The organism is Mycobacterium kyorinense, assembly GCF_002101735.1.
GTDB classification, from domain to species: Bacteria; Actinomycetota; Actinomycetes; order Mycobacteriales; family Mycobacteriaceae; genus Mycobacterium; species Mycobacterium kyorinense.
Genome location: NZ_LQPE01000138.1, coordinates 12,974 through 37,095 on the forward strand (window position 1 = coordinate 12,974; position 24,122 = coordinate 37,095).

Consider the following 24,122-nt stretch of genomic DNA (forward strand, 5'->3'; position numbering starts at 1 on the left):
GGCATGATGGGGTTCGACCGTTGGTGTCGACCGGTGTACGCGACGAGGAACTGCAAAGGAGCGGCCGCATGGCAGACCCGCAGGATCAACCGGACCACGCACCAGAAGACGCACCCGGCGCGGGCCCAACCCCGCCGTCACCCCCGGCGCCTCCCGCCGACGAGACCCCCGCGGACAAAGCACCGGACAAGCCCGAGAAAGCGGCCAAGAAGGCAGCCGCCAAGAAAGCGCCGGCAAAGAAGGCGCAGCAAGCGCCCGCCAAAAAGTCACCGGCCAAAAAGGCGCCCGCAAAGAAAGCGCCCGCAAAGAAGGCGCCTGCCAAGAAAGCCGAGCCGGCTCCCGTCAAACCTGTCGAACAGCCACGGATCGAGACCAACGGCCAACTCGCCGCTGGCGCCAAAGAGGCTGCCGCACAAGCAAAGTCGACGGTTGCTGCGGCCAACAACCCAGTGGCCGCGGCGCCGGCACTATCGCCCGCCGGCCGCTCGCCGCTGACGCTCGCGGTAGCCGTCGCGGTCGCTCTGCTGGCGTTGCTGCTGGTGCGCCAACTACGCCGGCGCGGCAGCTGACCGTGCCGGTGACTTTCCGGCCCACCGCCGACCTCGTCGACGACATCGGGCCCGACGTCCGCAGCTGTGACGTCCAATTCCGCCAATTCGGCGCCCTCGCGCAATTCGCCGGGCCGATCAGCACCGTGCGCTGCTTTCAGGACAACGCGCTGTTGAAGTCTGTGCTCTCCGAGCCCGGCGACGGCGGGGTGCTGGTGGTCGACGGCGCGGGCTCGCTGCACACCGCGCTGGTCGGTGACGTCATCGCCGAACTCGCCCGCTCCAACGGCTGGGCCGGGCTGGTGGTGCACGGCGCGGTCCGGGACGCAGCGACGCTGCGCGGCATCGACATCGGCATCAAGGCGCTGGGCACCAATCCGCGTAAGAGCAGCAAGACCGGCGCCGGCGAACGGGATGTCCCGGTCGAACTGGGCGGCGTCACCTTCGTGCCCGGTGACGTCGCCTACAGCGACGACGACGGCATCGTGGTGGTCGCCGCGGCCTAGGCCGCGACCGCCACCTGGTTCTTGCTGAAGCTCAGCGCCTCGTCGTCGACTCGGCCGCGCCGGATCAGCCGCAGGTCCAGCAGATAGTTCTGCTTGAGCCGCCACGGGGTGCGCGACCCGGCCTTCGGCAGGTAGTCCAGCGCCCGCAGCACATAGCCCGGGGTGAAGTCCATCAGCGGGCGCTCGTCCACCGAGTCGCCCGGGTGTTGCGGCACCACGGTGTCGTACCCGCGGGAGTCCATGTAGTTGAGCACCCGGCAGACGAACTCCGATACCAGGTCGGCCTTGAGCGTCCAGGACGCATTTGTGTAGCCGATGGTGAACGCCAAGTTCGGCATGCCGGTCAGCATCATGCCCTTGTAGGCCATGGTGTCGTTGAGCTCGATCGGCACGCCGTTGCGCCGGATCTGCGCGCCGCCGAAGAGCTGCAGGTTCAAACCCGTTGCGGTGACGATGATGTCGGCTTGCAACTCCTCGCCGGAATGCAGCTTGATCCCGGTCTTGGTGAACCGGTCGATGGTGTCGGTGACGACGTCGGCCTGGCCGCGGCGGATGGTGCGGAACAGGTCCCCGTTGGGCGCCAGGCACAGCCGCTGGTCCCACGGCTTGTATCGCGGGCCGAAGTGCTTCTCGACGTCGTAGCCCTCGGGCAGCCGCCGCTTGGCCATCGTCAGCAGCGTCTTGCGCATCGCTTTCGGGAAGCGCCGCGAGAACTGGTACTGACCGGTGCTGAAGGCGATCGCCTTCCAGCGGTTGGCGAAGTGTGCGGCCTTGGCCGGCAGCAGCCGGTTGGCCCGCTCGGCGAAGGGGTCGACAGCCGGCAGCGAGCCGATGTAGGTCGGTGAGCGCTGCAGCATGGTCACGTGCTCCGCGCCCGAATTCACCAGGGCCGGAATCAGAGTCACCGCGGTCGCGCCGGAGCCGATCACGACGATCCTCTTGCCCGCGTAATCGAGATCCTCCGGCCAGTGCTGCGGGTGCACGATCGTGCCCTCGAAGTCGTCGGCGCCCTCGAACTTCGGCGAGTAGCCCTCGTCGTAGTTGTAGTAACCGCTGCAGGCGAACAGGAAGGAACAGCTGATCGTGCTCTGCTGGCCGTCGTGCTCGACGGTGAGCGTCCAGCGGCTGTCGGCGTCGGACCAGTCGGCGGCCACCACCTTCTGGCGGTAGCGGATGTGCCGGTCGATGCCGTTCTCCGCCGCGGCCTCCTTGATGTAGGCCTTGATCGAGGGCCCGTCGGCGATGGACTGGGCCGAGCGCCACGGCTTGAACCGGAAGCCGAGCGTGAACATGTCGGAGTCGGAGCGGATGCCCGGGTACTTGAACAGGTCCCAGGTGCCGCCGAGGTCGTCGCGGCGCTCGAGGACCACATAGCTCTTGTTCGGGCAGCGGTCCTGCAGGTGCCAGGCCGCGCTGATGCCGGAGATGCCGGCGCCCACGATGACAACGTCAAGGTGTTCGGTCATGTAACCGACGGTATCAACACAGTGTTGAGTTCGTCAACACACTGTTGAATTACTCAACGGCGTGTAAAGTGGCGGTTGTGACCACCACCAGCCCGGCACGCGCGCCGCGCGGACGGCGTTCGACCCGCCCCTCCGGCGACGACCGCGAGCTCGCGATCCTGGCTACCGCTGAGCGGCTGCTGGCCGAGCGTCCGCTCGCCGAGATCTCGGTGGACGACCTGGCCAAAGGCGCCGGCCTGTCCCGCCCCACCTTCTACTTCTATTTCCCGTCCAAGGACGCGGTCCTGCTCACCCTGTTCGAGCGGGTGATCGTCGAGGCCGACTCCGCGCTGGAGGGTATGGTCGCGAACCCGCCGGCCGACATCAAGACGTTGTGGCGCACCGGCATCAACGTCTTCGTCGAGACGTTCGGGTCGCACCGCGCGGTGTCGCTGGCCGCCGACGCGGCGCGCACCAACAAGGACATCGGCGACCTGTGGTCGAGGTTCATGCAAAAGTGGGTCGACCACATCGCGGTCGTCATCGAAGCCGAACGCTCCCGCGGCGCCGCGCCAGTGACGCTGCCGGCCCGCGATCTGTCCGCGGCGCTCAACCTGCTCAACGAAAAGGTGATGCTGACGTCGTTCGCCCAGGAGCGTCCGTCGGTGCCCGACGAGCAGCTGCTGGAAACGCTGGTGCACGTCTGGGTAACCAGCATCTACAACGAACCCCGCTGATCTGTCGTCTCCGCATGCGAACATATGTTCGTGCGGGCTTCCCCTGCCCAGGCTTCGATCCTGCATGCGGACCTGGACTCGTTCTACGCGTCCGTCGAACAGCGCGACGAACCCGCGCTGCGCGGCCGGCCGGTCATCGTCGGCGGCGGGGTGGTGCTGGCCGCCAGCTATGAGGCCAAGGCCTACGGCGTGCGCACCGCGATGGGCGGGGGCCAGGCGCGGCGGCTGTGCCCGCACGCGGTAGTCGTGCCGCCGCGGATGAGCGCCTACATGCGCGCCAGCGACGCGGTGTTCGACGTCTTCCGCGACACAACTCCGCTGGTGGAGCCCATCTCGGTGGACGAGGCGTTCTTGGACGTGTCGGGGCTGCAACGGGTTTCGGGCTCACCGGTGCAGATCGCGGCCCGGCTGCGCGAGGACGTGCGCGAGCGCGTCGGGCTGCCGATCACGGTCGGCATCGCCCGGACGAAGTTCCTGGCGAAGGTCGCCAGCCGCGAGGCCAAGCCCGACGGCTTGCTGTTGGTGCCGCCCGAACGCGAGCTCGCCTTCCTGCACCCGCTGCCGGTCCGGCGGCTGTGGGGCGTGGGCGCGGTAACCGCGGAGAAGCTGCGCGCGCACGGCATCGAAACCGTCGCCGACGTCGCCGAACTCAGCGAGTCGATGCTGGCCTCGCTGGTCGGCAGGGCGATGGGTCACCAGCTCTATGCGCTCTCCCGTAATCTCGACCGGCGACGGGTGAGCACCGCCGTGCGCCGACGGTCGATCGGCGCCCAGCGCGCGTTGGGCCGGGCCGGCAACACCATGTCGCCGGCCGAGGTCGACGCCGTCGTCATCACGCTGATCGACCGGATCACCAGCCGGATGCGCAAGGCCGGCCGCACCGGTCGCACGGTGGTGCTGCGCCTGCGGTTCGACGACTTCACCCGTGCCAGCCGGTCCCACACGTTGCCGTGGGCCACGTCGTCGACACCGATCATCCTGGCCGCCGCGCGGCGCCTGGTCGCGTCGGCGGCACCGCTGATCGCCGAGCGCGGACTGACCCTGGTCGGCTTCGCGGTTGCCGAGATCGACCGCAGCGGCGCCGAACAATTGCTGCTCCCGTTCACCCCGGCTGAAACGCGGCCACCAGCGATCGACGCGGCGGTCGACCGGGTGCGTGACCGCTACGGCAAGGCCGCGCTGACGCGGGGCATCTTGGTTGGCCGCGATCCCGGACTGGAGATGCCGCACCTGCCGGACTGACTTCACGACGCCGCCCACGCCAGCAGCTTGTCGACCGGCCAGGTGTTGACGATCCTCTCGACGGGCACGCCGGCGTCCATCGCCCGCTGCGCGCCGTAGCCGAGGAAGTCGAGCTGGCCCGGGGCGTGAGCGTCGGTGTCGATGCTGAAATCGCAGCCGATCTCCAGGGCAAGGTTAAGCAGGCGACTCGGCGGATCACGCCGCTCGGGCCGAGAGTTGATCTCCACCGCGGTGCCGTGGTCGCGGCAGGCGGTGAACACCTTTTCGGCGTCGAACTTGGACTCCGGCCGGATGCCGCGATTGCCGGCGACCAGCCGGCCGGTGCAGTGGCCGAGGACGTCGGTGTGTTCGTTGCTGACGGCTCGCACCATCCGGCGGGTCATCGACTCAGAATCCATCGACAGCTTCGAGTGCACGCTTGCCACCACGATGTCGAGGCGTTGCAGCAGTTCGGGTTCCTGGTCCAGGCTGCCGTCCTCGAGGATGTCGACTTCGATCCCGGTCAGGATGCGCATCGGCGCGAACTGCTCACGCAGGCCGTCGATTACGTCGAGCTGCTTGCGAAGCCGGTCCGGCGACAGCCCGTTGGCGATGGTCAGCCGCGGCGAGTGGTCGGTCAGCGCGCAGTACTCGTGGCCCAGCGCCGAGGCGGTGGCCATCATTTCGTCGATCGGCGCCGAGCCGTCCGACCAGTTCGAGTGCAGGTGCAGATCCCCGCGCAGTGCGGCCCGGATGTCGCCTCCGCCGAGATCCTCTGCGGCAGCGCGTAATTCGATCAGATACTCGGGTTCGCGGCCAGACCAGGCCTGGTCGATCACCTTCGCGGTTTTCGGCCCGATGCCCGGTAGCGACTGCCAGCTGTTGGCCTGGCCGTGACGCTCCCTCTCGTCCTCGCTCAGGCCCTCGACGATGTCTGCGGCGTTGCGGTAGGCCATCACCCGACGCGGGTCTTCGCGCGCCCGGTCTTTGTAGTAGGCGATCTCTCGTAGCGCGGCTACCGGATCCATACCACCAGTGTGCCCGCGCTGTCAGGATGGCGGCGACCCGCTGCCCCCGGCTACGCCGCGCTTGCGATCGCCGCTCAGACTGGCAGCTGTCCCGCGACGAATCCGGCCAGCAACACCCCGAAGCCGCCGATCTCACCGACGATCAAGAACGCCATCGACACCACCAGCCCTCGATCGGGATGCTCGAACTGGTTGGTGGTGTCCCGTCGCGCCCCGTGCACGATGTAGCTCAGGATCGCGCCGACGAAGAAGAACACCAACACCATCGCCGCGACCAGGTTCACCCACGTCGGCCAGGCGCTCAGCTCGACGAAAACCGCCGTCAGCAGAGTGGCGAACGAATACAGCAGGGCCGCGCGATGCGCGATGTCGACGTACGGGTGCGCGCGATGATCCTCGGCGGTCATGATCTGCCGGTACTTCCAGACTCCCAAACCCAGCGCCAGCAGAAAGATCAGGCCGGCTGCCAGCAGCGTGATCTTGGCGTCGATACCGAGGTCGCAGCACATGGTCCGGCCGAGTCTAGTTGGGCGCTCGGCGAGTTCGATGCCTGGCTAGGCTCAGATAATGCGATTCGCGTTCAAGACCTCTCCGCAAGACACCACCTGGGCACAGATGTTGGCCGTCTGGAAAGCGGCCGACGACATCGACGTCTACGAGTCCGGGTGGACCTTCGACCACTTCTACCCGATCTTCAGCGACTCCACCGGACCCTGCCTCGAGGGTTGGACCACGCTCACCGCGCTCGCTCAGGCCACCACCCGGCTGCGGCTGGGCACCCTGGTCACCGGCATCCACTACCGCCACCCCGCGGTGCTGGCCAACATGGCCGCGGCGCTGGACATCATCTCCGACGGCCGGCTGGAGTTGGGCATCGGCGCCGGCTGGAACGAGGAAGAGTCCGGGGCCTACGGCATCGAGCTGGGCAGTCTCAAAGAACGCTTCGACCGGTTCGAAGAGGCCTGTGAGGTGCTGACCAGCCTTTTGACCACCGACTGCTCCGATTTTCAAGGCAAGTACTACCAGCTCAAAGCCGCCCGCAACGAGCCGAAGGGTCCGCAGCGCCCCCACCCGCCGATCTGCATCGGCGGCAGCGGCGAGAAGCGCACGCTGCGGATCACCGCCCGCTACGCCCAGCATTGGAACTTCGTCGGCGGCCCACCCGAGGAGTTCGCTCGCAAGCGCGACGTGCTGGCCGGGCATTGCGCCGACATCGGGCGCGATCCGAAAGAAATCATGCTGTCGGCGCACTTGCGCCTGGACCCGGACCGCAATTACCAGAAGGTCGTCGACGACGCCGCCGGGCTGGCCGCCGAGGGCCTCGATCTGGGGATTGTGTACATCACCCCGCCGCACGACCCGGCGGTGCTCGAACCGTTGGCCGAAGCGATTCGCGGCTCGGGGCTGATCACGTGAGCCCGGTCACAGCGCCGACTACGCCAGATAACAGGTTGATCACGTAGAGCAAACCCGCGGGGTCGTCGGCCCGGCTGTCGGAAGAGCGTCAAACGCCGAAACGCAGGAGCTCTTCTGCGGTCACCAGACGCTCGTGACGGGCCGGGAACTCACGGCTCTTAACCGGGTGCCGGAACCATGACCAGGCGATTCGCCCCACCCGCGACCGGGGGACTGGGTTGATATGCACAGTGATCACTCCTGCGGTCGGTCAACCAAACCGAGGCACCACGCTCGGCGGCGCCCACATCGGGTTATTACACACCTAACGTCTGGCAAACAGAGTAAGACTCGCCGAGCAATTTATCAAATGTTTCAGCTGAGTCAAATGTGACTAGCGTTGCGGTGCTGCGGTGGGCTTGATGGGCGCCGGCAGCGCGCTTTGGCCCATCAGGAAGCGGTCCACGGCCGCCGCCGCGGCGCGCCCCTCGGCAATCGCCCAGACGATCAGCGACTGGCCCCGCCCCATGTCGCCGGCAACGTAGACGCCCGGCACCGAGGTCTCGTAGTCGTCGCCGCGCGCGACGTTGCCGCGCTCGGTGAACTCCACCCCGAGATCCGAAAGAAGGCCGGCCCGCTCAGGTCCAATAAAGCCCATCGCCAGCAACACCAGGTCGGCTTCGATTTCGAAGTCGCTGCCCTCGGTCTTGACGAACTTGCCGTCCTGCATCGTCACCTCGTGCACTTTCAGCGCGGTGACGTGGCCGTCGCGGCCGACGAATTCCTCGGTGTTGACCGAGAACACCCGCTCGCCGCCCTCTTCGTGCGCCGACGACACCCGGAACATCAGCTCGTACATCGGCCACGGCGTCGACGGCGCCCGGGTGTCCGGCGGACGCGGCATGATCTCGAACTGGTGCACGCTGGCCGCACCCTGGCGATGCACGGTGCCCAGGCAGTCGGCGCCGGTGTCGCCACCGCCGATGATGACGACCTTCTTGCCCTTGGCGGTGATCGGCGGCTGGCCGTCCGGGCCGAGCACGTCGTCGCCTTCCTGCACCCGGTTGGCCCACGGCAGGAATTCCATCGCCTGGTGGATGCCGTCCAGTTCGCGGCCCGGGATGGGCAGATCACGCCAGGCGGTGGCGCCGCCGGCCAGCACCACCGCGTCGAAGTCGGCACGCAGTTGGTCGGCGGTGATGTCGACCCCGACGTTCACGCCGGCGCGAAATTCGGTGCCCTCGGCCTTCATCTGGTCCAGCCGGCGATTCAGGTGGCGTTTCTCCATCTTGAACTCGGGGATCCCGTAGCGCAGCAACCCGCCGATCCGGTCGGCCCGCTCGAACACGGTTACGCTGTGCCCGGCCCGGGTGAGTTGCTGCGCGGCGGCCAGCCCGGCCGGGCCGGATCCCACCACCGCAACCGTCTTGCCGGTCAACCGATCCGGCGGCAACGGCACCACCCAGCCCTCGTCGAAGGCGTTGTCGATGATCTCCAGCTCGACCTGCTTGATGGTCACCGGATCCTGGTTGATGCCCAGCACGCACGACGACTCACACGGCGCCGGACAGAGCCGGCCGGTGAAGTCGGGGAAGTTGTTGGTGGCGTGCAGCCGTTCGATCGCGTCACGCCACCGGCCGGTGCGAACCAGGTCGTTCCATTCCGGGATCAGGTTGCCCAGCGGGCAGCCGTTGTGGCAGAACGGAATTCCGCAGTCCATGCAGCGGGTGGCCTGCTGTTGCAGCGTCTCGTGCGGGAAGTCCTCGTAGACTTCCTTCCAGTCGCGCAGCCGCAGTTCCACCGGTCGACGTTTCGGTGTCTCGCGGTGGGTGTATTTCAGAAAGCCCTTCGGATCAGCCATGCGCTGCCGCCATGATCGCCTCGTCGACATCGGTGCCGGTGCGCTCGGCCTCGGCAATCGCCTTCAGAACCTGCTTGTAGTCGCGGGGCATCACCTTGACAAAGCAGCGCTGCTGCGTCGCCCAGTCAGCCAGAATGCGCTGGCCGACCGCGGAATCGGTGTTGTCGACGTGGGCCTGGATCATGCCGTGCAGCCACTCCAGGTCGTCCTCGTCGAGGCCCTCCAATTCCACCATCTCGGTGTTGAGGTGGTCGGGGAACACGCTGTCGGGGTCGTAGACGTAGGCCACGCCGCCGGACATCCCGGCCGCGAAGTTGCGCCCGGTGCGGCCGAGGATGACGACCTTGCCTCCAGTCATGTACTCGCAGCCGTGATCGCCGACTCCCTCGACCACCGCGTGGGCGCCCGAGTTGCGCACGGCGAAGCGTTCGCCGACCACTCCCCGCAGGAACGCCTCACCGCTGGTGGCGCCGAACAGGATCACGTTGCCACCGATGATGTTGTCCTCGGCGACATAGCTTTCCGGCGCATCGTCGGAGGGACGCACGACGATCCGCCCGCCGGACAGGCCCTTGCCGACGTAGTCGTTGGCGTCGCCGTAGACCCGCAGCGTGATGCCCTTCGGCACGAATGCGCCGAAGCTGTTGCCGGCCGACCCGTCGAACGTGATGTCGATGGTTCCGTCCGGAAGGCCTTGGCCGCCATAGGCTTTGGTCACCTCGTGACCAAGCATGGTGCCGACGGTGCGGTTCACGTTGGCGATCGTCGTGGAGAAACGAACCGGTGTCCCCGAATCCAGCGCTTCGCGGCTCATCACGATCAGCTGCTGGTCCAGCGCCTTGTCCAGGCCGTGGTCCTGGCTGGAGCTGCAGTACAGGTCCTGGTTCATGAACGCCGATTCCGGCTCGTGCAGCACCGGCGTCAGGTCGAGCTTGTGCGCCTTCCAATGTGCACGCGCCAGCGTGGTGTCCAGCGAGCCAACCTGGCCGACGGCCTCGTTGAGCGTGCGGAACCCGAGCTGCGCCAGGTATTCCCGCACTTCTTCGGCGATGAACAGGAAGAAGTTCTCGACGAACTCCGGCTTGCCGGTGAACCGCTGCCGCAGCACCGGGTTCTGGGTGGCCACCCCGACCGGGCACGTGTCGAGGTGACACACCCGCATCATGATGCAGCCGGACACCACCAGCGGCGCGGTGGCAAAGCCGAATTCCTCGGCGCCCAGCAGCGCGGCGATCATCACGTCGCGGCCGGTCTTGAGCTGGCCGTCCACCTGGACCACGATCCGGTCGCGTAACCCGTTGAGCAGCAACGTCTGCTGAGTCTCGGCCAGTCCCAGCTCCCACGGCGCGCCGGCGTGCTTCATCGACGTCAGCGGCGTCGCACCGGTCCCGCCGTCGTGCCCGGAGATCAGCACCACGTCGGCGTGCGCCTTCGACACACCGGCTGCCACCGTGCCGACCCCGTTCTCGGAGACCAGCTTGACGTGGATCCGCGCCGCCGGGTTGGCGTTCTTCAGGTCGTGGATCAGCTGCGCCAAGTCCTCGATCGAGTAGATGTCGTGGTGCGGCGGCGGCGAGATCAGACCCACACCGGGGGTGGAGTGGCGTACCTCGGCGATCCACGGGTACACCTTGCCGCCCGGAAGTTGGCCGCCCTCACCGGGTTTCGCGCCCTGGGCCATCTTGATCTGGATGTCGGTGCAGTTGGTCAGGTAGTGCGAGGTGACACCGAACCGGGCCGAGGCGACCTGCTTGATCGCGCTGCGGCGCCAGTCGCCGTTGGGGTCGCGCTCGTAGCGGCTGACGTGCTCGCCGCCCTCACCGCAGTTGGACCGGCCGCCCAGCCGGTTCATCGCGATGGCCAGCGTCTCGTGTGCTTCCGCGGAGATCGAGCCGTAGCTCATCGCGCCGGTCGCAAAGCGTTTGACGATCTCGCTGGCCGGCTCCACCTCGTCCAGCGGGACCGGCGGACGCAGACCTTGGCGGAACTTCAGCAGCCCGCGCAGCGACGCCATCCGCTCACTTTGGTCGTCGACCAGCTTCGTGTATTCCTTGAAGATCTTGTACTGCCCGGTGCGGGTGGAGTGCTGCAGCTTGAACACCGTGTCCGGGTTGAACAGGTGGTACTCGCCCTCACGGCGCCACTGGTATTCACCACCCACCTCGAGTTCGCGGTGCGCCCGCTCGTTGGGCCGGTCCAGGAACGCCAGGGCGTGGCGGGCGGCGATGTCGGCGGCGATGTCGTCGAGCGTGATGCCGCCGGTGGGGCAGGTCAAGCCGGTGAAGTACTCGTCGAGCAAGTCCTCGGAGACGCCCACAGCCTGGAACAGTTGCGCACCGGTGTAGGACGCCAGCGTCGAAATGCCCATCTTGGACATCACTTTCAGCACACCCTTGCCGGCGGCCTTGATGTAGTTCTGCAGCGCTTTTTCGCGGTCGATCCCGGTGATCACGCCCCGGTCGAGCATGTCGGCGATCGACTCGAACACCATGTACGGGTTGATCGCCGCCGCGCCGAAGCCGACCAGCATGGCCATGTGGTGCACCTCGCGGGCGTCGCCGGCCTCCACCACCAGGCCGACCTTGGTGCGGCTGCGTTCCCGCACCAGGTGGTGATGCACCGCCGAGACGGCCAGCAGCGACGGGATCGGCGCCATGGTCTCGTCGGACTCCCGGTCGGAGAGGATGATGATCCGCGCGCCGTCGGCGATCGCCGCCGACGTCTGTGCCCGCACGTCGTCGAGCGCTTCCTTGAGGCCTGCGCCGCCGTCGGCAACCGGGTACAGGCAGCGGATCACCTTGGACCGCAAGCCATGCCGGCGTCCGTTGATCTCGACGTCGGGATCGAGGTTGATCAGCTTGGCCAGCTCGTGGTTGCGCAGAATCGGCTGCGGCAACACGATCTGGTGACAGGAGTTCTCGTCCGGGTTGAGCAGGTCGCCCTCCGGCCCCAGCGTGCCGTGCAGGCTGGTCACCACTTCTTCACGGATGGCGTCCAGCGGCGGGTTGGTCACCTGGGCGAACAACTGGTGGAAGTAGTCGAACAGCATCCGCGGCCGCGACGACAGCACCGCAACGGGAGTGTCGGTGCCCATCGACCCGATCGGCTCGGCGCCGGTGCGGACCATCGGCGCCACCAGCAGGTTGAGCTCCTCGTAGGTGTAGCCGAAAACCAACTGCCGCAACACAACCCGGTGATGCGGCATCCGCACATAGTTGCCCTGCGGCAACTCGTCGAGCGGAATCAGGCCGCGCTCGAGCCATTCCTGGTACGGCTGTTCGGCGGCCAGCTCGGCCTTGATCTCCTCGTCGTCGACGATGCGGCCCTGCGCGGTGTCCACCAGGAACATCCGGCCGGGCTGCAGCCGCATCCGGCGTACCACCTTCGACGGGTCGAGGTCGAGCACCCCGGCCTCCGAGGCCATCACCACCAGGCCGTCGTCGGTCACCCAAATCCGCGATGGCCGTAGGCCGTTGCGGTCCAGCACCGCGCCCACGATGGTGCCGTCGGTGAACGTCATCGACGCCGGGCCGTCCCACGGCTCCATCAGCGACGAGTGGTAGGCGTAGAACGCGCGGCGCGCCGGGTCCATCGACTCGTGGCGCTCCCATGCCTCGGGAATCATCATCAGCACCGCGTGCGCGAGGCTGCGCCCGCCGAGGTGCAGCAGTTCCAGCACCTCGTCGAAGCGCGCGGTGTCCGAGGCTCCCGGCGTGCAGATGGGGAACAGCTTGTCCACGTCGTCGTAGGAGCCGAAGATGTCGGTGCGGATCAGCGCCTCGCGCGCGCGCATCCAGTTCTCGTTGCCGGTAACGGTGTTGATCTCGCCGTTGTGGGCAATACGCCGGAACGGATGAGCCAGCGGCCAGGACGGGAAGGTGTTGGTCGAGAACCGCGAGTGCACGATGCCCAGCGCGCTGGTCAGCCGATCGTCTTGTAGATCAAGGTAGAAGGCCTTGAGCTGCGGCGTGGTCAGCATGCCCTTGTAGACCAGGGTCTGACCGGAAAGGCTTGGGAAATAAACGGTTTCGCGACCGGGGCCGTCCTGCCCGGGACCTTTGGTGCCCAGTTCGTGCTCGGCGCGCTTGCGGATCACGTAGGCGCGCCGCTCGAGGGTCATGCCCGAGGCGCCGGCGATGAACAGCTGACGGAAGGTCGGCATCGCGTCGCGGGACAGCGCGCCCAGCGACGAGTCGTCGGTGGGCACCTCGCGCCAGCCGAGCACCTCCAAGCCTTCCGACTGCACGATCTTCTCGACGGCCGCGCAGGCCGCGGCGGCGTCCTTGGGCGACTGCGGCAAAAACGCGATGCCGGTGGCGTAGCTGCCGGCGGGCGGGAGCTCGAAGTCGACAATCGCACGCAGGAACTCGTCGGGAACCTGGATCAGGATGCCCGCGCCGTCCCCGCTGTGCGGCTCGGCGCCGGCGGCGCCGCGGTGCTCGAGGTTGAGCAGCGCGGTGATCGCCTTGTCCACGATGTCGCGGCTGCGGCGGCCATGCATGTCGACGACCATGGCCACCCCGCACGAGTCATGCTCGAACGCGGGGTTGTACAGCCCGACGCGGTTGGGCGCCATTCCCACCTGACCTTCCAGAAAACTTTCTGCGCGGCATTCATTTGCGGCTCCGTCGGCGCCGCGCCCTTCAGGATGCGGGCTGGGCCCCTTCGGTCTTGTCGATATGCTGGTCGCCACGTGGCGATGATCCGGACAGGGGAACGTCCGTGCAGCGCTGAACGGTGGCCCTGTTTACCCGGTCTCGACAAGTCGTAAAACGATATGACAAAACCCGCCTGACATGCCAACTTGGTCAATAGTAACCCGCCGGTTGGGCATACTGCGCCGACGCAGCCATCGCCCATGGCGAATTTTGCCGGGTCCGGTTGCGCCGCTGAGTATTTGCACCGACGGCGCCGTGGTAGGCGGTGGGCGACCGCCGGGGCCGTCCCCGGCCAATTTGCTGTGATCGTCGCTTGCCGCGTCGCGGCGCAATGGGCCAGATCACAGCGGGCGCTCCGGCCGGTGACGTAACTCACCAATAAGGCGTGGCAGCGCTGCTGTCGTGGTCGGCCGCGCTAACCGTTGCACCGCGCACATCCGCGAGCAAGCTGCGCCGAAGGCGAGTTTGCACGACGCCGGCGCAGCGCCGCCGGGGCTTTTCACGCCGGCCGGTGGCTGATACTGATTCCATGCCTGCAGTTGCCGGATGGAGCTAGGGAGCTCATGAGCGATCGCGACGATTTCCTGCGGGACCGTCTGCGGCCCGCACCGCCCGAGACACCCTTGGCACGCCCGTCGTACCCACCGGTCCGAGCCCCTCGCGTGATGCCCCAGCCGTCCCAGCCGCTTCGCCCGCATCAGCCGCCTCACCCCCCGCCCGGACGTCCCGTCGGCGTGCCGCAACCCGATCGCTGGTCTGGCATCGAGGTCGCGCCCGCGCCTGCTGCACCGCCCCAACGGCCGGTCCCCGGCCGCGGCTGGCGGCGTGTGCTCTGGACGGCCTCCCGCGGTCTGATCAACCTCGGCCCGTCGCCGCAGGAACGCCGGGAGGCCGAATTCGAAGCGGTGATCAAGTCGGTGCTGCACGGCAACTACAAGGTCGGTGTGCTCGGCAAGGGTGGGGTCGGCAAAACCACGGTCGCCGCGAGCGTCGGGTCGATTTTCGCCGAACTGCGCCGGCAGGACCGCATCGTGGCGATCGACGCCGACACCGCGTTCGGCCGGCTCGGCAGCAGAATCGACCCCCAGAACAGTGGCTCGTACTGGGAATTGACCGCCGACAAGAACATTCAGTCGTTCGCCGACGTCAGCGCCCGCGTGGGCAGCAATTCCGCCGGCCTGTACGTGCTGGCCGGGGAGCCGCCGGCGGGCCCGCGGCGAGTGCTCGACCCGGCGATCTACCGGGAGGCCACGCTGCGGCTGGACCGGCATTTCACCATCTCGATCGTGGACTGCGGTTCGACGATGGACGCGCCGGTCACCCAGGAGGCGCTGAGCGACGTGGATGCGCTGATCGTGGTGTCCTCGCCGTGGGCCGACGGGGCCTCGGCCGCCGCGCAGACCATGGAATGGCTCTCGGCGCACGGCCGGACCGGTCTGCTGCGCCGCAGCGTCGTGGTGCTCAACGATTCCGACGGGCACGCCGACAAGCGCACCCGTTCGGTGTTGGCCCGCCAGTTCCTCGACCGCGGTCAGATGGTGGTCGAGGTGCCCTTCGATCCCCACCTGCGGCCCGGCGGCGTGATCGACGTCAGCCATGAGATGGCTCCCGCCACGCGGCGCAGCTTCCTGGAGATCGCTGCGGCGATCGCGGGGTTTTTCGCGACGGAGCCCGCGGCCGCGCGGGAACGTCGCGTCCGGTAGCGGGAATCAGCCGCTCTCGGCGGCCCGTTTGAGCCCGGCGCTTTCCATGTCGACATAGGAGCGGATCCGCGATCCCCCGAGCAGGGACGCCAACCAGCCCAGCGGACCGTGCGCGGCGAACTCGAGCCTGGTCCGCACGTGGTCGCCGGCGTCCTGGATCCAATGCAGCGCCTCGAAGGACAGGCCGGGCTGGCGAGCCACCCAGGTGAAGTTGCGCAGCGGCTCGAGTTCGGTCACCGTCCACACCGTCGGCCTGCCCTTGGGCTGGGTCACGCGCGCCCGGCTACCCACTGCCAATGGGCCGTCGTCCAGGCGGGTGATCTCGCGCATCGACTGCGTCCAGTTGGGCCAGCCGGCCACGTCGACCAGCAGCTGCCAGACCCGTTCGGCGGGCGCGTGCACGGTTTCTTCACGGACGTATCGCATGGGCTTCAGAATGCCGCAGCGCGGGCCGCCGGATCGACGGTTGCCTCGATCTTGGTGACCAGACCGTTGTCGATGCTCAGCACGATCACGGCGAAGAGCCGACGCTTGGCGAAGGCCAGCACCACTGGTTGGCCGGCCGGCCCGCTGACCAGGGTCACCCCCGGACCCAGGTAGCGCAGCAGGTTGGTGGCGACGGCGGGCGCGCCGTGGTTGATCTGGGGCGGCGGCGCCGGGTCGGCCAGTAGCGTCCCGCTCCCCCAGACCGTCGGATCCAGCACCGCGGCCAGTCCTTCCAAGTCGCCGTTGGCGCAGGCGGTGATGAACTTTTCGGTGACGAGCTGATGTTCGGCCGTCGGCACCTCGGTCAGCTTCGGTCGCTCGTCGGTGAACTTCGCCCGTGCGCGACGGGCCAGCTGCCGGCAGGTCCCTACCGGACGGCCCACCGTTTCGGCGATGGCGTCGAACGGGACCCCGAACACGTCGTGCAACACGAACGACACCCGTTCACCGGGACTGAGTCGCTGCAGCACTTCCAGCAGTGCCGTGCGGACCTCATCGTCGAGCGTGACCCGGTCGGCTGGGTCCACGCGCCGAGATTGGTTGAGCGCGGCCACATCCGGGCCGATGTCTTCCGGATGCTCACGGCGGGCCCGGGCCGAGCGGACCTGATCGAGGCACAGCCGGCCGGCCACCACCGTGAGCCACCCGCGAACGTCGTCGATTCGGCTCAGGTCGGCGCGGGACAGCCGCAGAAACGCTTCTTGCGCAACGTCTTCGGCGTCACCGATGTCACCGAGCATCTGGTAGGCGAGGTTGACCAGATACGGGCGATGGCGTCGCCAGGCTTCGCCGAGCAGCTCTGACTGTGGTGCGGTCATGTAACGACGACGAGATGGCCGCTCAGAAAGTTACACATTTCGCCTTGTAACTTTCCCACGCTTCGTCCCGTCCTTGGTGAAAAGCACTATCTCGATTACACGAAGGAGCACACCATGACGATCGTCGTGACCGGAGCGACCGGCAATGTCGGCCGGCCCCTCGTCAACGAATTAGCCGCAGCCGGTTACCGCGTGCGGGCAATCACCCGCAATCCCGACGCCGACTTCCCCGCCGGTGTCGAGGTAATGACTTCGCCTATCGACGCGCTCGAGGGAGCCTCGGCGGTGTTCCTGAACTCCCGCGCTTTGGGTGCACAGCTGGCCGAGGTCGTGGACTCGGCGGTACGCAGCGGTGTCACCAAGCTGGTGGCGTTGTCCGCGCTCAACGCCGACGACGACTTCTCGCGGCAGCCGTCGCGGTTTCGTGGAGACCGCAACAAGGAAGTCGAGCAGTTCGCGGTCGAGTCCGGCCCGGCGTGGGTGAGCCTGCGGCCCGGGGTGTTCGCGTCGAACTTCCTCGGCATGTGGGCGGCGCAGATCAGGGCCGGCGACGTGGTCGGCGGCCCGTGCGCCGGCGCGTCGACTGCCCCGATCGTCGACAGCGACATTGCCGCCGTCGCCGCGCGGGCGTTGCTGAGCGACGAGCTCGACGGTCGCAAGGTCCCGTTGACCGGGCCGCAGGCGTTCACCAACTCCGAGCTGGTGGAAATCATTGGCACTGTTCTGGGCCGCCCGCTGACCTACCGCGAGGTGCCGCCGGATGTAGTGCGGCAGCGGTTCATCCGGATCGGGCTGGGCGCCGAATTCGCCGACGCCTACATCGCGCTGCTCGCTGAGACCATCGACAAGCCGGCGCTGGTCACCCATGAAGTGGAGAAGATCGTGGGCCGCCCGGCGGTCACATTCGCGGAGTGGGTAGCCGAGCGACGCGATGCTTTCACGAACTAGCAAGGGAGACATGTCATGACGGACCTACGCCCACCGCGCTATCTCAAGCCGATGAACAAGGTGATGATCGCCGTGCAAAAGCTCGGCATCCCGACCGGCCCGGCCATGGTGCTGACGGTGCCCGGCCGAAAGTCCGGCCAACCGCGCAGCACCCCGATGACTCCGTTCGAACTCGACGGCGGGCTCTACGTGGTGGCAGGCTATCCCGGCGCGGATTGGGCGGCCAATGCCCGGGCAGCGGGCACTGGCACGCTGCGCCGGGGACGCCGGTCTCGGCAAGTCAGGATCGTCGAGTTGACCGCCGAACAGGCACGCCCGGTGCTGCGCGCATTCGCGACCGAGGTTCCGGTCGGTGTCGGGTTCGCAAAGCGCTCAGGGCTGGTGCGCGACGGCACGCCCGACGAGTTCGAGGCGCTGGCCGACCGGATAGCGGTATTCCGCTTCGACCCCGTGTGATCGGACGTCCGCTGCGCCCGCTCAGAGCACCACCGGTACATGCTTGTCCGCGCAGGCCTCGATCACCGCGGCGGTGATGTCCTGCGCGCCAAGTGTTTCCAGGTCTGCCACGGTCACCGAGCATTTGTCCGCTCGGTACCGGGCAGCCACTCGTGAGTCACGCAATCGTTCGGCGCGTTCGATCACATTGCGGGCGAACCGCCCGTTCTGCATGACGTCGATGCCATGGGTACCGTCCGGTGCCAGGTAAGCCCGCAACGTCGTGCACGCGACGTTGAATGCGTCACGGGCCGCGGGCTCCATCACCGTCGCACGCGGTGCGCCGTATCTTACTGCGATTTCGACGAGTTCGTCGGGCGTGTAGGACTCGAACCGTAGTTTGCGGTTGAACCTGCCAGCCAAACCCGGGTTGACGGTGAGGAATTCGTCGACCTCCTGTTCGTAGCCCGCGCCGATGAAGCAGAAGTCGAAACGGTGCGCCTCCAGCGCGACGAGCAACTGGTTGACCGCCTCCATGCCGATCATGTCGGGCCGGCCGTCGTGATGACGCTCGACCAGGGAATAGAACTCGTCCATGAAAAGGATTCGACCAAGGGAACGGTCGATCAACTCGTTGGTCTTGGGTCCCGAGGCCCCGATGTATTCGCCGCAGAAGTCGGCTCGCTTCACTTCGATGATCTCGGGATGCGCGACGATGCCTAACCCAGCGTAAATCTTGCCCAGCGCCTCTGCCGTGGTGGTTTTCCCGGTTCCGGGCGGGCCGACGAGGAGAACGTGGTTCGTCTGACTGGCCACCGGCAGACCAGCCGCTAATCGCAGTGCCCGCACCTGGATCTGGTCCTCGAGTTCGGCCACCGCACGTTTGACGTCGGCCAAACCGACCTGGTTGTCCAGCAACGCGCGTCCCTCCGCCAGGAGGGCGGCGCGCCGCTCTGCATTCTCCTGGTCGCTTCGTTGCCGATCGGACCGCTCGGTGGTGACGTCCCACCTGTCGGTGCGAGTGTTGATCGTTTCCTCGTCGGTGACCGCGAGCTGCAGCGCCGTGTCGGCCAGGGCCCGCTTGGCTGATTCGATCAGCGCACCGTTGATCGTCGCCTTCGACAACCAGATCCGCGCATCGTCTTTTTCGCCGAGAAGACGGTGGGCCATCCCGCGCACATACGCCAAATCTGCGGCGATCAGCTCGAGCTCGCCCGGACACAGCTGCGTCCGGTTCGTCCAGTCGATCGCGACCAGCGGCTGCCCGAGATGGGCCGCCGCGTGGGCGGCCAAGGCATTGGTGGCCGCGCTGACCGCCGACATGATGACGGCTTGCGGCGGCAAGCTGCTGGCCGCGACCGATACCACGTCCGCCCATCGCTGCGCAGCGAACATCAGATACGCGCGGATATGCTGCTGCCACTGATGGTTTTCCCAGCCGTCCAGTAGCGACGAATCGTCGAGTAGCACAGCCGCTTTCTCATACTGGCCGTGGTCGACGAGTGCGCTCGCCAGAGCAAGACCGACGTGTGGCGACTCGGTCACCGCGATCGACAAATACGGCCCGGCCTTGACCGGCGCCGACAGGTACACGCCGAGTCGGTTGGTTTCCCTGCGCAGCCGGCCGCTGCACGCGTGCAGGTTCTGCAGCGTCGACAACGCGTCGTCACCGGTCGCAATCCGACCCAGCCACGCATCGGCCATTGACGGATCGATCTCGGTCGCCTCCCGAAACCAGGCCTGGGCGTTGGCTGGGTCACTGTCGAGCAACGCCACCGCTTGATCGAACCGTCTGCGGGCCACGACAATCGACATGGTCGTCTAGGCGGGCGCGCCGGGTTCCGGTGACACGTAGCGGGTTTCGGCGCGAAGCGACTCGATCTCCACCGTGTGCACCTGGCCGGCCGCGCGCACTTCCACTGTCGTTGGGCCGGCCTGTGTGATCACAACGTCGGCGGTTCCGCAATAGGGCGCACCGGGCGGCCCGATGGTCACCAACGTGCTCGGCCGGGGTGCCGGCTCGACGGTGCCGTCGGTGACGCTGACGGTGGTTCCGCCGACAGGTCGGGACCGGTCCGTCAGTGCGATGTCGGGCATACGAACACTGGACCAGCGCTGCGGGTTTCGGGTGTGCAGCGTGATGGGCTCGCCGATACCGGCGATCCGGATCACGATCAGCTTCGCTACATTGTCGTCGGCTGCGATATGTACGCGACTGGATTCGATCGGGTCGTCGAACGGCACTGCTAGCCGGCCGCCACCCGTGACGTTGCCGAGCAGCACACCAGTCGGGCCGATCGGAACAAGGAACGGGCGGTGCAGTACTCCCCGCCGCAGTCCCCGAAGCACCGGCCGCGGGCCGCACAGGTTGGCCGTCACGGCCGGCATCTGCTCTCCCGATAGCCGCCGCACCATCGGGATCGGCGGCTTCTTCGGCGGCTGCGCACTGAGCACCGTGATGGCGGTCGATGCAGTCCCGTCGCCGCAAAGTGTGATGTTCTGGATTATTCCCTCGGCGGGCATTGCCCAGGCCTGGGTCAGGTTATCTGCCGTGCTGTCGTGCGGCTGATGGCAGTAGGTCGTCAACCAGCCGATGTCACTGCGGACCGAGCTCCAGCGCCGGGCGCCCGCGTCGAGCGCGGACCGTCCGAGTCGGCGCTCTAGTTCGACGATCTCGGTGGCAGTTGCCAGCCTCGCTCGAATCCCCTGCTGCCGCAGGCTGTTGCTGATTCGCTGCGCGGCGGCCAGCGTCGCGGTTCCGAGCGACTTTCGCCACTGCAGCGCCTCGGCGTTCTGCGCCGCCGCGACGCGCACGATGATCCAGGTCTCGCGTCGTCCGGCGTAGGGAGCGGTACCGATCAAGGTGTCATACACCCGCGGATAGTCAGCGCCGCTGCGTCGCCGTGCACCGGTACTGACCACGCTCAGCGAATCGATGGTCAATCCAAGGCTTTGCCGCAGCTGTGCCTGCAGATTGGCGACGTCGAGCGCGTTCACGGTATACGCCGACCCCGAGGCGGTGAGCAGCGTTGGGGTGTGCGGCTTTCCGAGCACCTGAACCGCGGCAACTGCGACGCCGTCCTGGTATCGGATGCCTGCCACTGCGTGATCGCTGGCCACTGTCGCGGGTGTGCTCCATGACATTGGCCGGTGTTGCCGCAGACGTAAGATCACCCACGACCACAGCGGCCTGCGTCGCAACCGAGCCACGCCGACGAGCACTCCCAGTGTTAAACCCGCTGCCGCACCGGGGTATCCGCTCATTGCACATCCGGTGAGGCCGCCCAGCAGGACACCGACGGCGGTAATCAGCGTGGCTGCCGCGTTCATCGTGCCCGCCGAGCGCGGCGGATGATCGATGTCAACACGGCGGCGGCCAGCACCGCGCCGGCGAACACCACCGCCATTGTGGTGGCCCTACGGTCCGGTGCCGGCGGCGGCGCGGGCGGGACGATCACCCGCCGCTGCGCCCCGGGGGCAACCCGATCTCCCGGCGGCACATCGAACGTCAGCGCAGCCACCGGGTCCACCACGCCGTAGCCGACCTGATTGTCGACGCCGCGCGGCGGGTTATGCGCCGTCAGCACAATCCGGTTGATGACCTGATGGGCCGACAGCTGTGGGTATTTGGCGCGGACCAGTGCGGCGACGCCGCTCACATAGGCGGCCGAGAAACTCGTTCCCCAAAACGGCATCGGGTGTTCGCCGGGGCGGTGTGGCGGATATGCGTTGACCGCACCGGCGGTTTGCGGTGAGAGTCCCATGATCCCGACACCCGGCGCCGCGGCCGCCACCCACGGTCCGGCAAGGCTCTTGCTGATCGGCATGCCGGTGTTATCGACTGCGCCCACCGACAACACGTAGTCGGCGAACCACGACGGCGACGACACGGTTTTGACTTGATGCCAGTCACGCGGGTCGGACGGCTCCAATGGGTCGAAGACGGGATTTTGCACGCACGACTCCTCGCCGTCGTTTCCCGCTGCGGCGACGATGACCGCGTCCTTCACGGTGGCGGCATACCAGACCGCCGCGCCCACGGCACTCTGGTCCAACGGGTCGGCCGCCGACACACACGACGTCACACTGATGTTGATGACTTTCGCGCCCATGTCGGCCGCGTGCACGAGCGCCTTCGCCAGCGTGGCGAGTGTTCCGGCCTTTCTGCGGGTTTCGGCGTCGCCAGGTTGCGGATTGACCGGCTCGTAGGCCCGGGAGGACTGGCGGATCGAGATGAGCACGGCATGCGGCGCAACCCCGGCGACGCCGTCGGGCGCGTCTTGCGGCGGCGCTGGCGCCACGGGGTTCTCCGGCTCACTGGGTTCCGGTTGCTCGGCTGGAGCGGGTGGTGCCGAATCGACGGGTGCAGAGCCCGCCGGAGCCGGGTACGCCGGCGTGGGCGGCATCGGGGCAGGCATCGGAATTCCTTGGGGTGCAGCGCGTATCACCGAGGCTACGATGGTGCCGTGGGCGTCACAGTCCAGTAACCCGTCGCCGCCCATGATGTAGTCGCCGCCGGCGACGACAGGCAACCGGCCGGTGGGATTGATTCCGGTGTCGATCACGGCCACCGGCACCCCGTGGCCGGTCGAGTACTGCCACGCCTTGCTGACGTTAAGCATCGTGAACCCAGGGGCGGTGGCCGTCACGTTCGGGTCGGCGATCGCTATCGGCCGGGCGCACTCGTTGCTTTGCCGCATGGGCTGATCCGGGGCCGGCCTGATGTCTGGCGGCACTTGGCCGGGGTCGACGTTCGGCACCGGGATGGCCTGCGCCGCAGTGAGGTTGAGGGGCAACGCGATCAGCGTCGTCGCAGTCGCCATCGACCAGACACGGCGCGGCCACCTGGTCATCGCATGCGCACCCAGGTGAACAGTCCTGAAATCCAGGCGGCCAACGGCACGACTGCGACGATCGCCGCCAGTTCGAGCCATTCGGCCGCCATTCGGACCAGCGGCGTGAATCGGGTGATCGGCACGAGCAGCGCCGCAACCAGACCCGCCCCGCCGAAGCCAGCCAGGGCGAGTGCGGCCCACACCATCGGTTCGATGGCTTGCGGTGGCTGGTGCACAACGTATTTGACGGCGGCGGTACACATCGCTGCGGCGGCGCCGCACACCAGCGCGACGGCTTGCCGTTTGTCAGCGAAGGCCCGTCCGCGGCTGATGAAAATCACCACGAACAGCCCGGCCAGGATCGCGGCCGCCAGGCCGCGGCCGGACCCCGGCATCAGGGTCGCCCAGACCCCCGCCGGTAGCGCCGCCGCGACGCCCACACAGATTCCGGTGAGCACTGCATTGGCCCGCACCGCCGCGGCCGTGATCTGTGCCCCGCTCGGCGTGAAGTCGAGGTCCGGCTCCTCCTCCACTTCGGTGCCGACCGGTGACACGGTGTCAGGCGGCCGACCGTCGCTGCGACGGAACAGGTCTCGCCCGGTAATCGACCCGAAGTGGGGTGGCCGGATCCGGGTGGCCCACAGCGTGATGGTCGGGGCGAGCGTCAAGACCATCAGCACTGCGACAAGCGCACACATGCCGAGCCTCTGGGCCGGAATGGGTCGCCACATCCGGCCCGCGGCGACCGCCCCGCCCAGTGCGCACAGGGTCACCACGGTTGCCGCCACGGTGATGTGACGTCGCGTCGCCGCGGCAATGCCCCAGCTCATCACCGCGAGCGCGAAACTACCGATGAATAGATGAGCAGCTCCGAGCGGCCCCGGTGCGGCCGCGCCAAGGCTCGTCGCCAGCAGCGGCATTGCGATCCAGGCGAATCCGTCGACGAGGTCGGTGCGCTGCGGCCACCACAGCCGGACCGCGACCACGCCGGCGGCGACCACCACACCCGATCCTGCGGTGACGATGCTGGGCACCAGCGAATCGCTGCCGGCCCGGACCCGTCCGGCGAGCGCGAGAACGGTCGCCGCGACCATCGCGACAATCATCACGGCGGTGTCCGACGCGGTCTTCGCGGTGACCGGTGCGAACAGCTTCTTGCCGATCCGCGCCAATCCAGTCGACAGTGACTCGTAGTGCGGCTCAAACGATTCGCCTCCCGCACTGGGGACCAGGACCAAGGTGGTCCCGTCTTCGACGCCGAGGTCGTCGAGAGTTTTGTGGTTGTCGAGCCGGGTTCCGTCGGCCCTGTGTAGCTCGTAGGGCACGCCGGTCGATAGTCCGCGCGCCCGTCGCCGCTTGAGCTCGTCGGCGAGCAGCTCGACGACGCTGTCGATGAACATCTCGATCGGCACGGATGCCGGGTACACCTGAGAAATGAGGTGTTCGCCGCACACCACCGCGACGGCGCAGCGTGACGGATACGCAACCTTGGCCATTG

At 67.5% G+C, this 24,122-nt stretch carries 19 protein-coding genes; 8 read left to right on the forward strand and 11 right to left on the reverse strand.

The features are described from left to right. The first annotated feature begins 68 nt into the window (after positions 1 to 68). A complete protein-coding gene (locus tag AWC14_RS17085) occupies positions 69 to 569 on the forward strand; it encodes an Rv3852 family protein (RefSeq protein WP_045385654.1) in 501 nt (166 codons plus the stop codon). Positions 570 to 571: 2 nt separating this feature from the next. Further along, entirely contained in the window at positions 572 to 1,054 is a 483-nt protein-coding gene (rraA, locus tag AWC14_RS17090) for a ribonuclease E activity regulator RraA (protein ID WP_142281734.1), read from the forward strand. Here the strand turns inward: rraA and AWC14_RS17095 are convergent. After that, a complete protein-coding gene (locus AWC14_RS17095; RefSeq protein ID WP_045385650.1) occupies positions 1,051 to 2,520 on the reverse strand; it encodes a flavin-containing monooxygenase in 1,470 nt (489 codons plus the stop codon). The two genes, rraA and AWC14_RS17095, sit on opposite strands and share 4 nt — an antisense overlap. Before the next feature lie 77 nt (positions 2,521 to 2,597). On the opposite strand from AWC14_RS17095, the gene AWC14_RS17100 reads away from it, so the two are divergent. Together AWC14_RS17100 and dinB are read left to right on the forward strand one after the other, a co-directional pair. Then, positions 2,598 to 3,236, forward strand: coding sequence for a TetR/AcrR family transcriptional regulator (locus AWC14_RS17100; RefSeq protein ID WP_045385664.1), 639 nt, complete (start codon positions 2,598 to 2,600; stop codon positions 3,234 to 3,236). Positions 3,237 to 3,260: 24 nt separating this feature from the next. Further along, positions 3,261 to 4,478: a DNA polymerase IV gene (dinB, locus tag AWC14_RS17105; protein ID WP_045385648.1), complete on the forward strand. Its 1,218-nt coding sequence runs from the start codon at positions 3,261 to 3,263 to the stop codon at positions 4,476 to 4,478. 2 nt (positions 4,479 to 4,480) lie between these two features. On the opposite strand, the gene AWC14_RS17110 is transcribed toward dinB, so the two are convergent. Both AWC14_RS17110 and AWC14_RS17115 read right to left on the reverse strand, forming a co-directional pair. Next, on the reverse strand, positions 4,481 to 5,485 hold the full coding sequence (locus AWC14_RS17110; RefSeq protein ID WP_045385646.1) for a PHP domain-containing protein: 1,005 nt from the start codon (positions 5,483 to 5,485) through the stop codon (positions 4,481 to 4,483). Positions 5,486 to 5,559: 74 nt separating this feature from the next. Beyond that, entirely contained in the window at positions 5,560 to 5,994 is a 435-nt protein-coding gene (locus AWC14_RS17115) for a hypothetical protein (protein ID WP_057003379.1), read from the reverse strand. 58 nt (positions 5,995 to 6,052) lie between these two features. On the opposite strand from AWC14_RS17115, the gene AWC14_RS17120 reads away from it, so the two are divergent. Further along, a complete protein-coding gene (locus tag AWC14_RS17120; protein WP_045378897.1) occupies positions 6,053 to 6,901 on the forward strand; it encodes an LLM class F420-dependent oxidoreductase in 849 nt (282 codons plus the stop codon). A gap of 373 nt (positions 6,902 to 7,274) precedes the next feature. Here the strand turns inward: AWC14_RS17120 and AWC14_RS17125 are convergent, their stop codons facing one another. Beyond that, positions 7,275 to 8,741 carry a glutamate synthase subunit beta gene (locus AWC14_RS17125; protein WP_045378900.1) on the reverse strand — a complete coding sequence of 489 codons (1,467 nt, stop codon included), beginning with the start codon at positions 8,739 to 8,741 and terminating at the stop codon, positions 7,275 to 7,277. Beyond that, positions 8,734 to 13,317, reverse strand: a complete 4,584-nt coding sequence (gltB, locus tag AWC14_RS17130) for a glutamate synthase large subunit (RefSeq protein ID WP_085241372.1) — start codon at positions 13,315 to 13,317, stop codon at positions 8,734 to 8,736. The genes AWC14_RS17125 and gltB overlap by 8 nt, the downstream gene beginning before the upstream one ends. Before the next feature lie 645 nt (positions 13,318 to 13,962). Here gltB and AWC14_RS17135 point away from each other — a divergent pair. Beyond that, positions 13,963 to 15,102, forward strand: a complete 1,140-nt coding sequence (locus AWC14_RS17135; RefSeq protein ID WP_081968146.1) for a MinD/ParA family ATP-binding protein — start codon at positions 13,963 to 13,965, stop codon at positions 15,100 to 15,102. Positions 15,103 to 15,108: 6 nt separating this feature from the next. Here AWC14_RS17135 and AWC14_RS17140 read toward each other — a convergent pair whose 3' ends face one another. After that, positions 15,109 to 15,528 (reverse strand): SRPBCC family protein, encoded by a 420-nt coding sequence (locus AWC14_RS17140; protein WP_045378906.1) that lies wholly within the window; start codon positions 15,526 to 15,528, stop codon positions 15,109 to 15,111. 5 nt (positions 15,529 to 15,533) lie between these two features. Then, the gene (gene sigI / locus AWC14_RS17145) at positions 15,534 to 16,406 is read right to left on the reverse strand and encodes an RNA polymerase sigma factor SigI (protein ID WP_045378909.1); all 873 of its coding nucleotides are present in this window, start codon (positions 16,404 to 16,406) and stop codon (positions 15,534 to 15,536) included. Between the two features lie 114 nt (positions 16,407 to 16,520). Between sigI and AWC14_RS17150 the strand changes: the two genes are divergently transcribed. Next, positions 16,521 to 17,354, forward strand: coding sequence for an NmrA family NAD(P)-binding protein (locus AWC14_RS17150; RefSeq protein ID WP_045378912.1), 834 nt, complete (start codon positions 16,521 to 16,523; stop codon positions 17,352 to 17,354). Between the two features lie 15 nt (positions 17,355 to 17,369). Beyond that, positions 17,370 to 17,810: a nitroreductase family deazaflavin-dependent oxidoreductase gene (locus AWC14_RS17155; protein ID WP_045378915.1), complete on the forward strand. Its 441-nt coding sequence runs from the start codon at positions 17,370 to 17,372 to the stop codon at positions 17,808 to 17,810. A 21-nt stretch (positions 17,811 to 17,831) separates the two neighbouring features. Here the strand turns inward: AWC14_RS17155 and eccA are convergent, their stop codons facing one another. From eccA to eccD, 4 genes are read right to left on the reverse strand one after another with little or no spacing between them, the layout of a single operon-like run. After that, a complete protein-coding gene (gene eccA / locus AWC14_RS17160) occupies positions 17,832 to 19,604 on the reverse strand; it encodes a type VII secretion AAA-ATPase EccA (protein WP_045378918.1) in 1,773 nt (590 codons plus the stop codon). Between the two features lie 6 nt (positions 19,605 to 19,610). Then, on the reverse strand, positions 19,611 to 21,119 hold the full coding sequence (eccE, locus tag AWC14_RS17165) for a type VII secretion protein EccE (protein WP_052425584.1): 1,509 nt from the start codon (positions 21,117 to 21,119) through the stop codon (positions 19,611 to 19,613). Continuing rightward, a complete protein-coding gene (gene mycP / locus AWC14_RS17170; RefSeq protein ID WP_045378921.1) occupies positions 21,116 to 22,642 on the reverse strand; it encodes a type VII secretion-associated serine protease mycosin in 1,527 nt (508 codons plus the stop codon). The genes eccE and mycP overlap by 4 nt, the downstream gene beginning before the upstream one ends. Further along, positions 22,639 to 24,120, reverse strand: a complete 1,482-nt coding sequence (eccD, locus tag AWC14_RS17175) for a type VII secretion integral membrane protein EccD (RefSeq protein WP_081968147.1) — start codon at positions 24,118 to 24,120, stop codon at positions 22,639 to 22,641. Before eccD ends, mycP begins: the two co-directional genes overlap by 4 nt. Between the last annotated feature and the right edge of the window lie 2 nt (positions 24,121 to 24,122).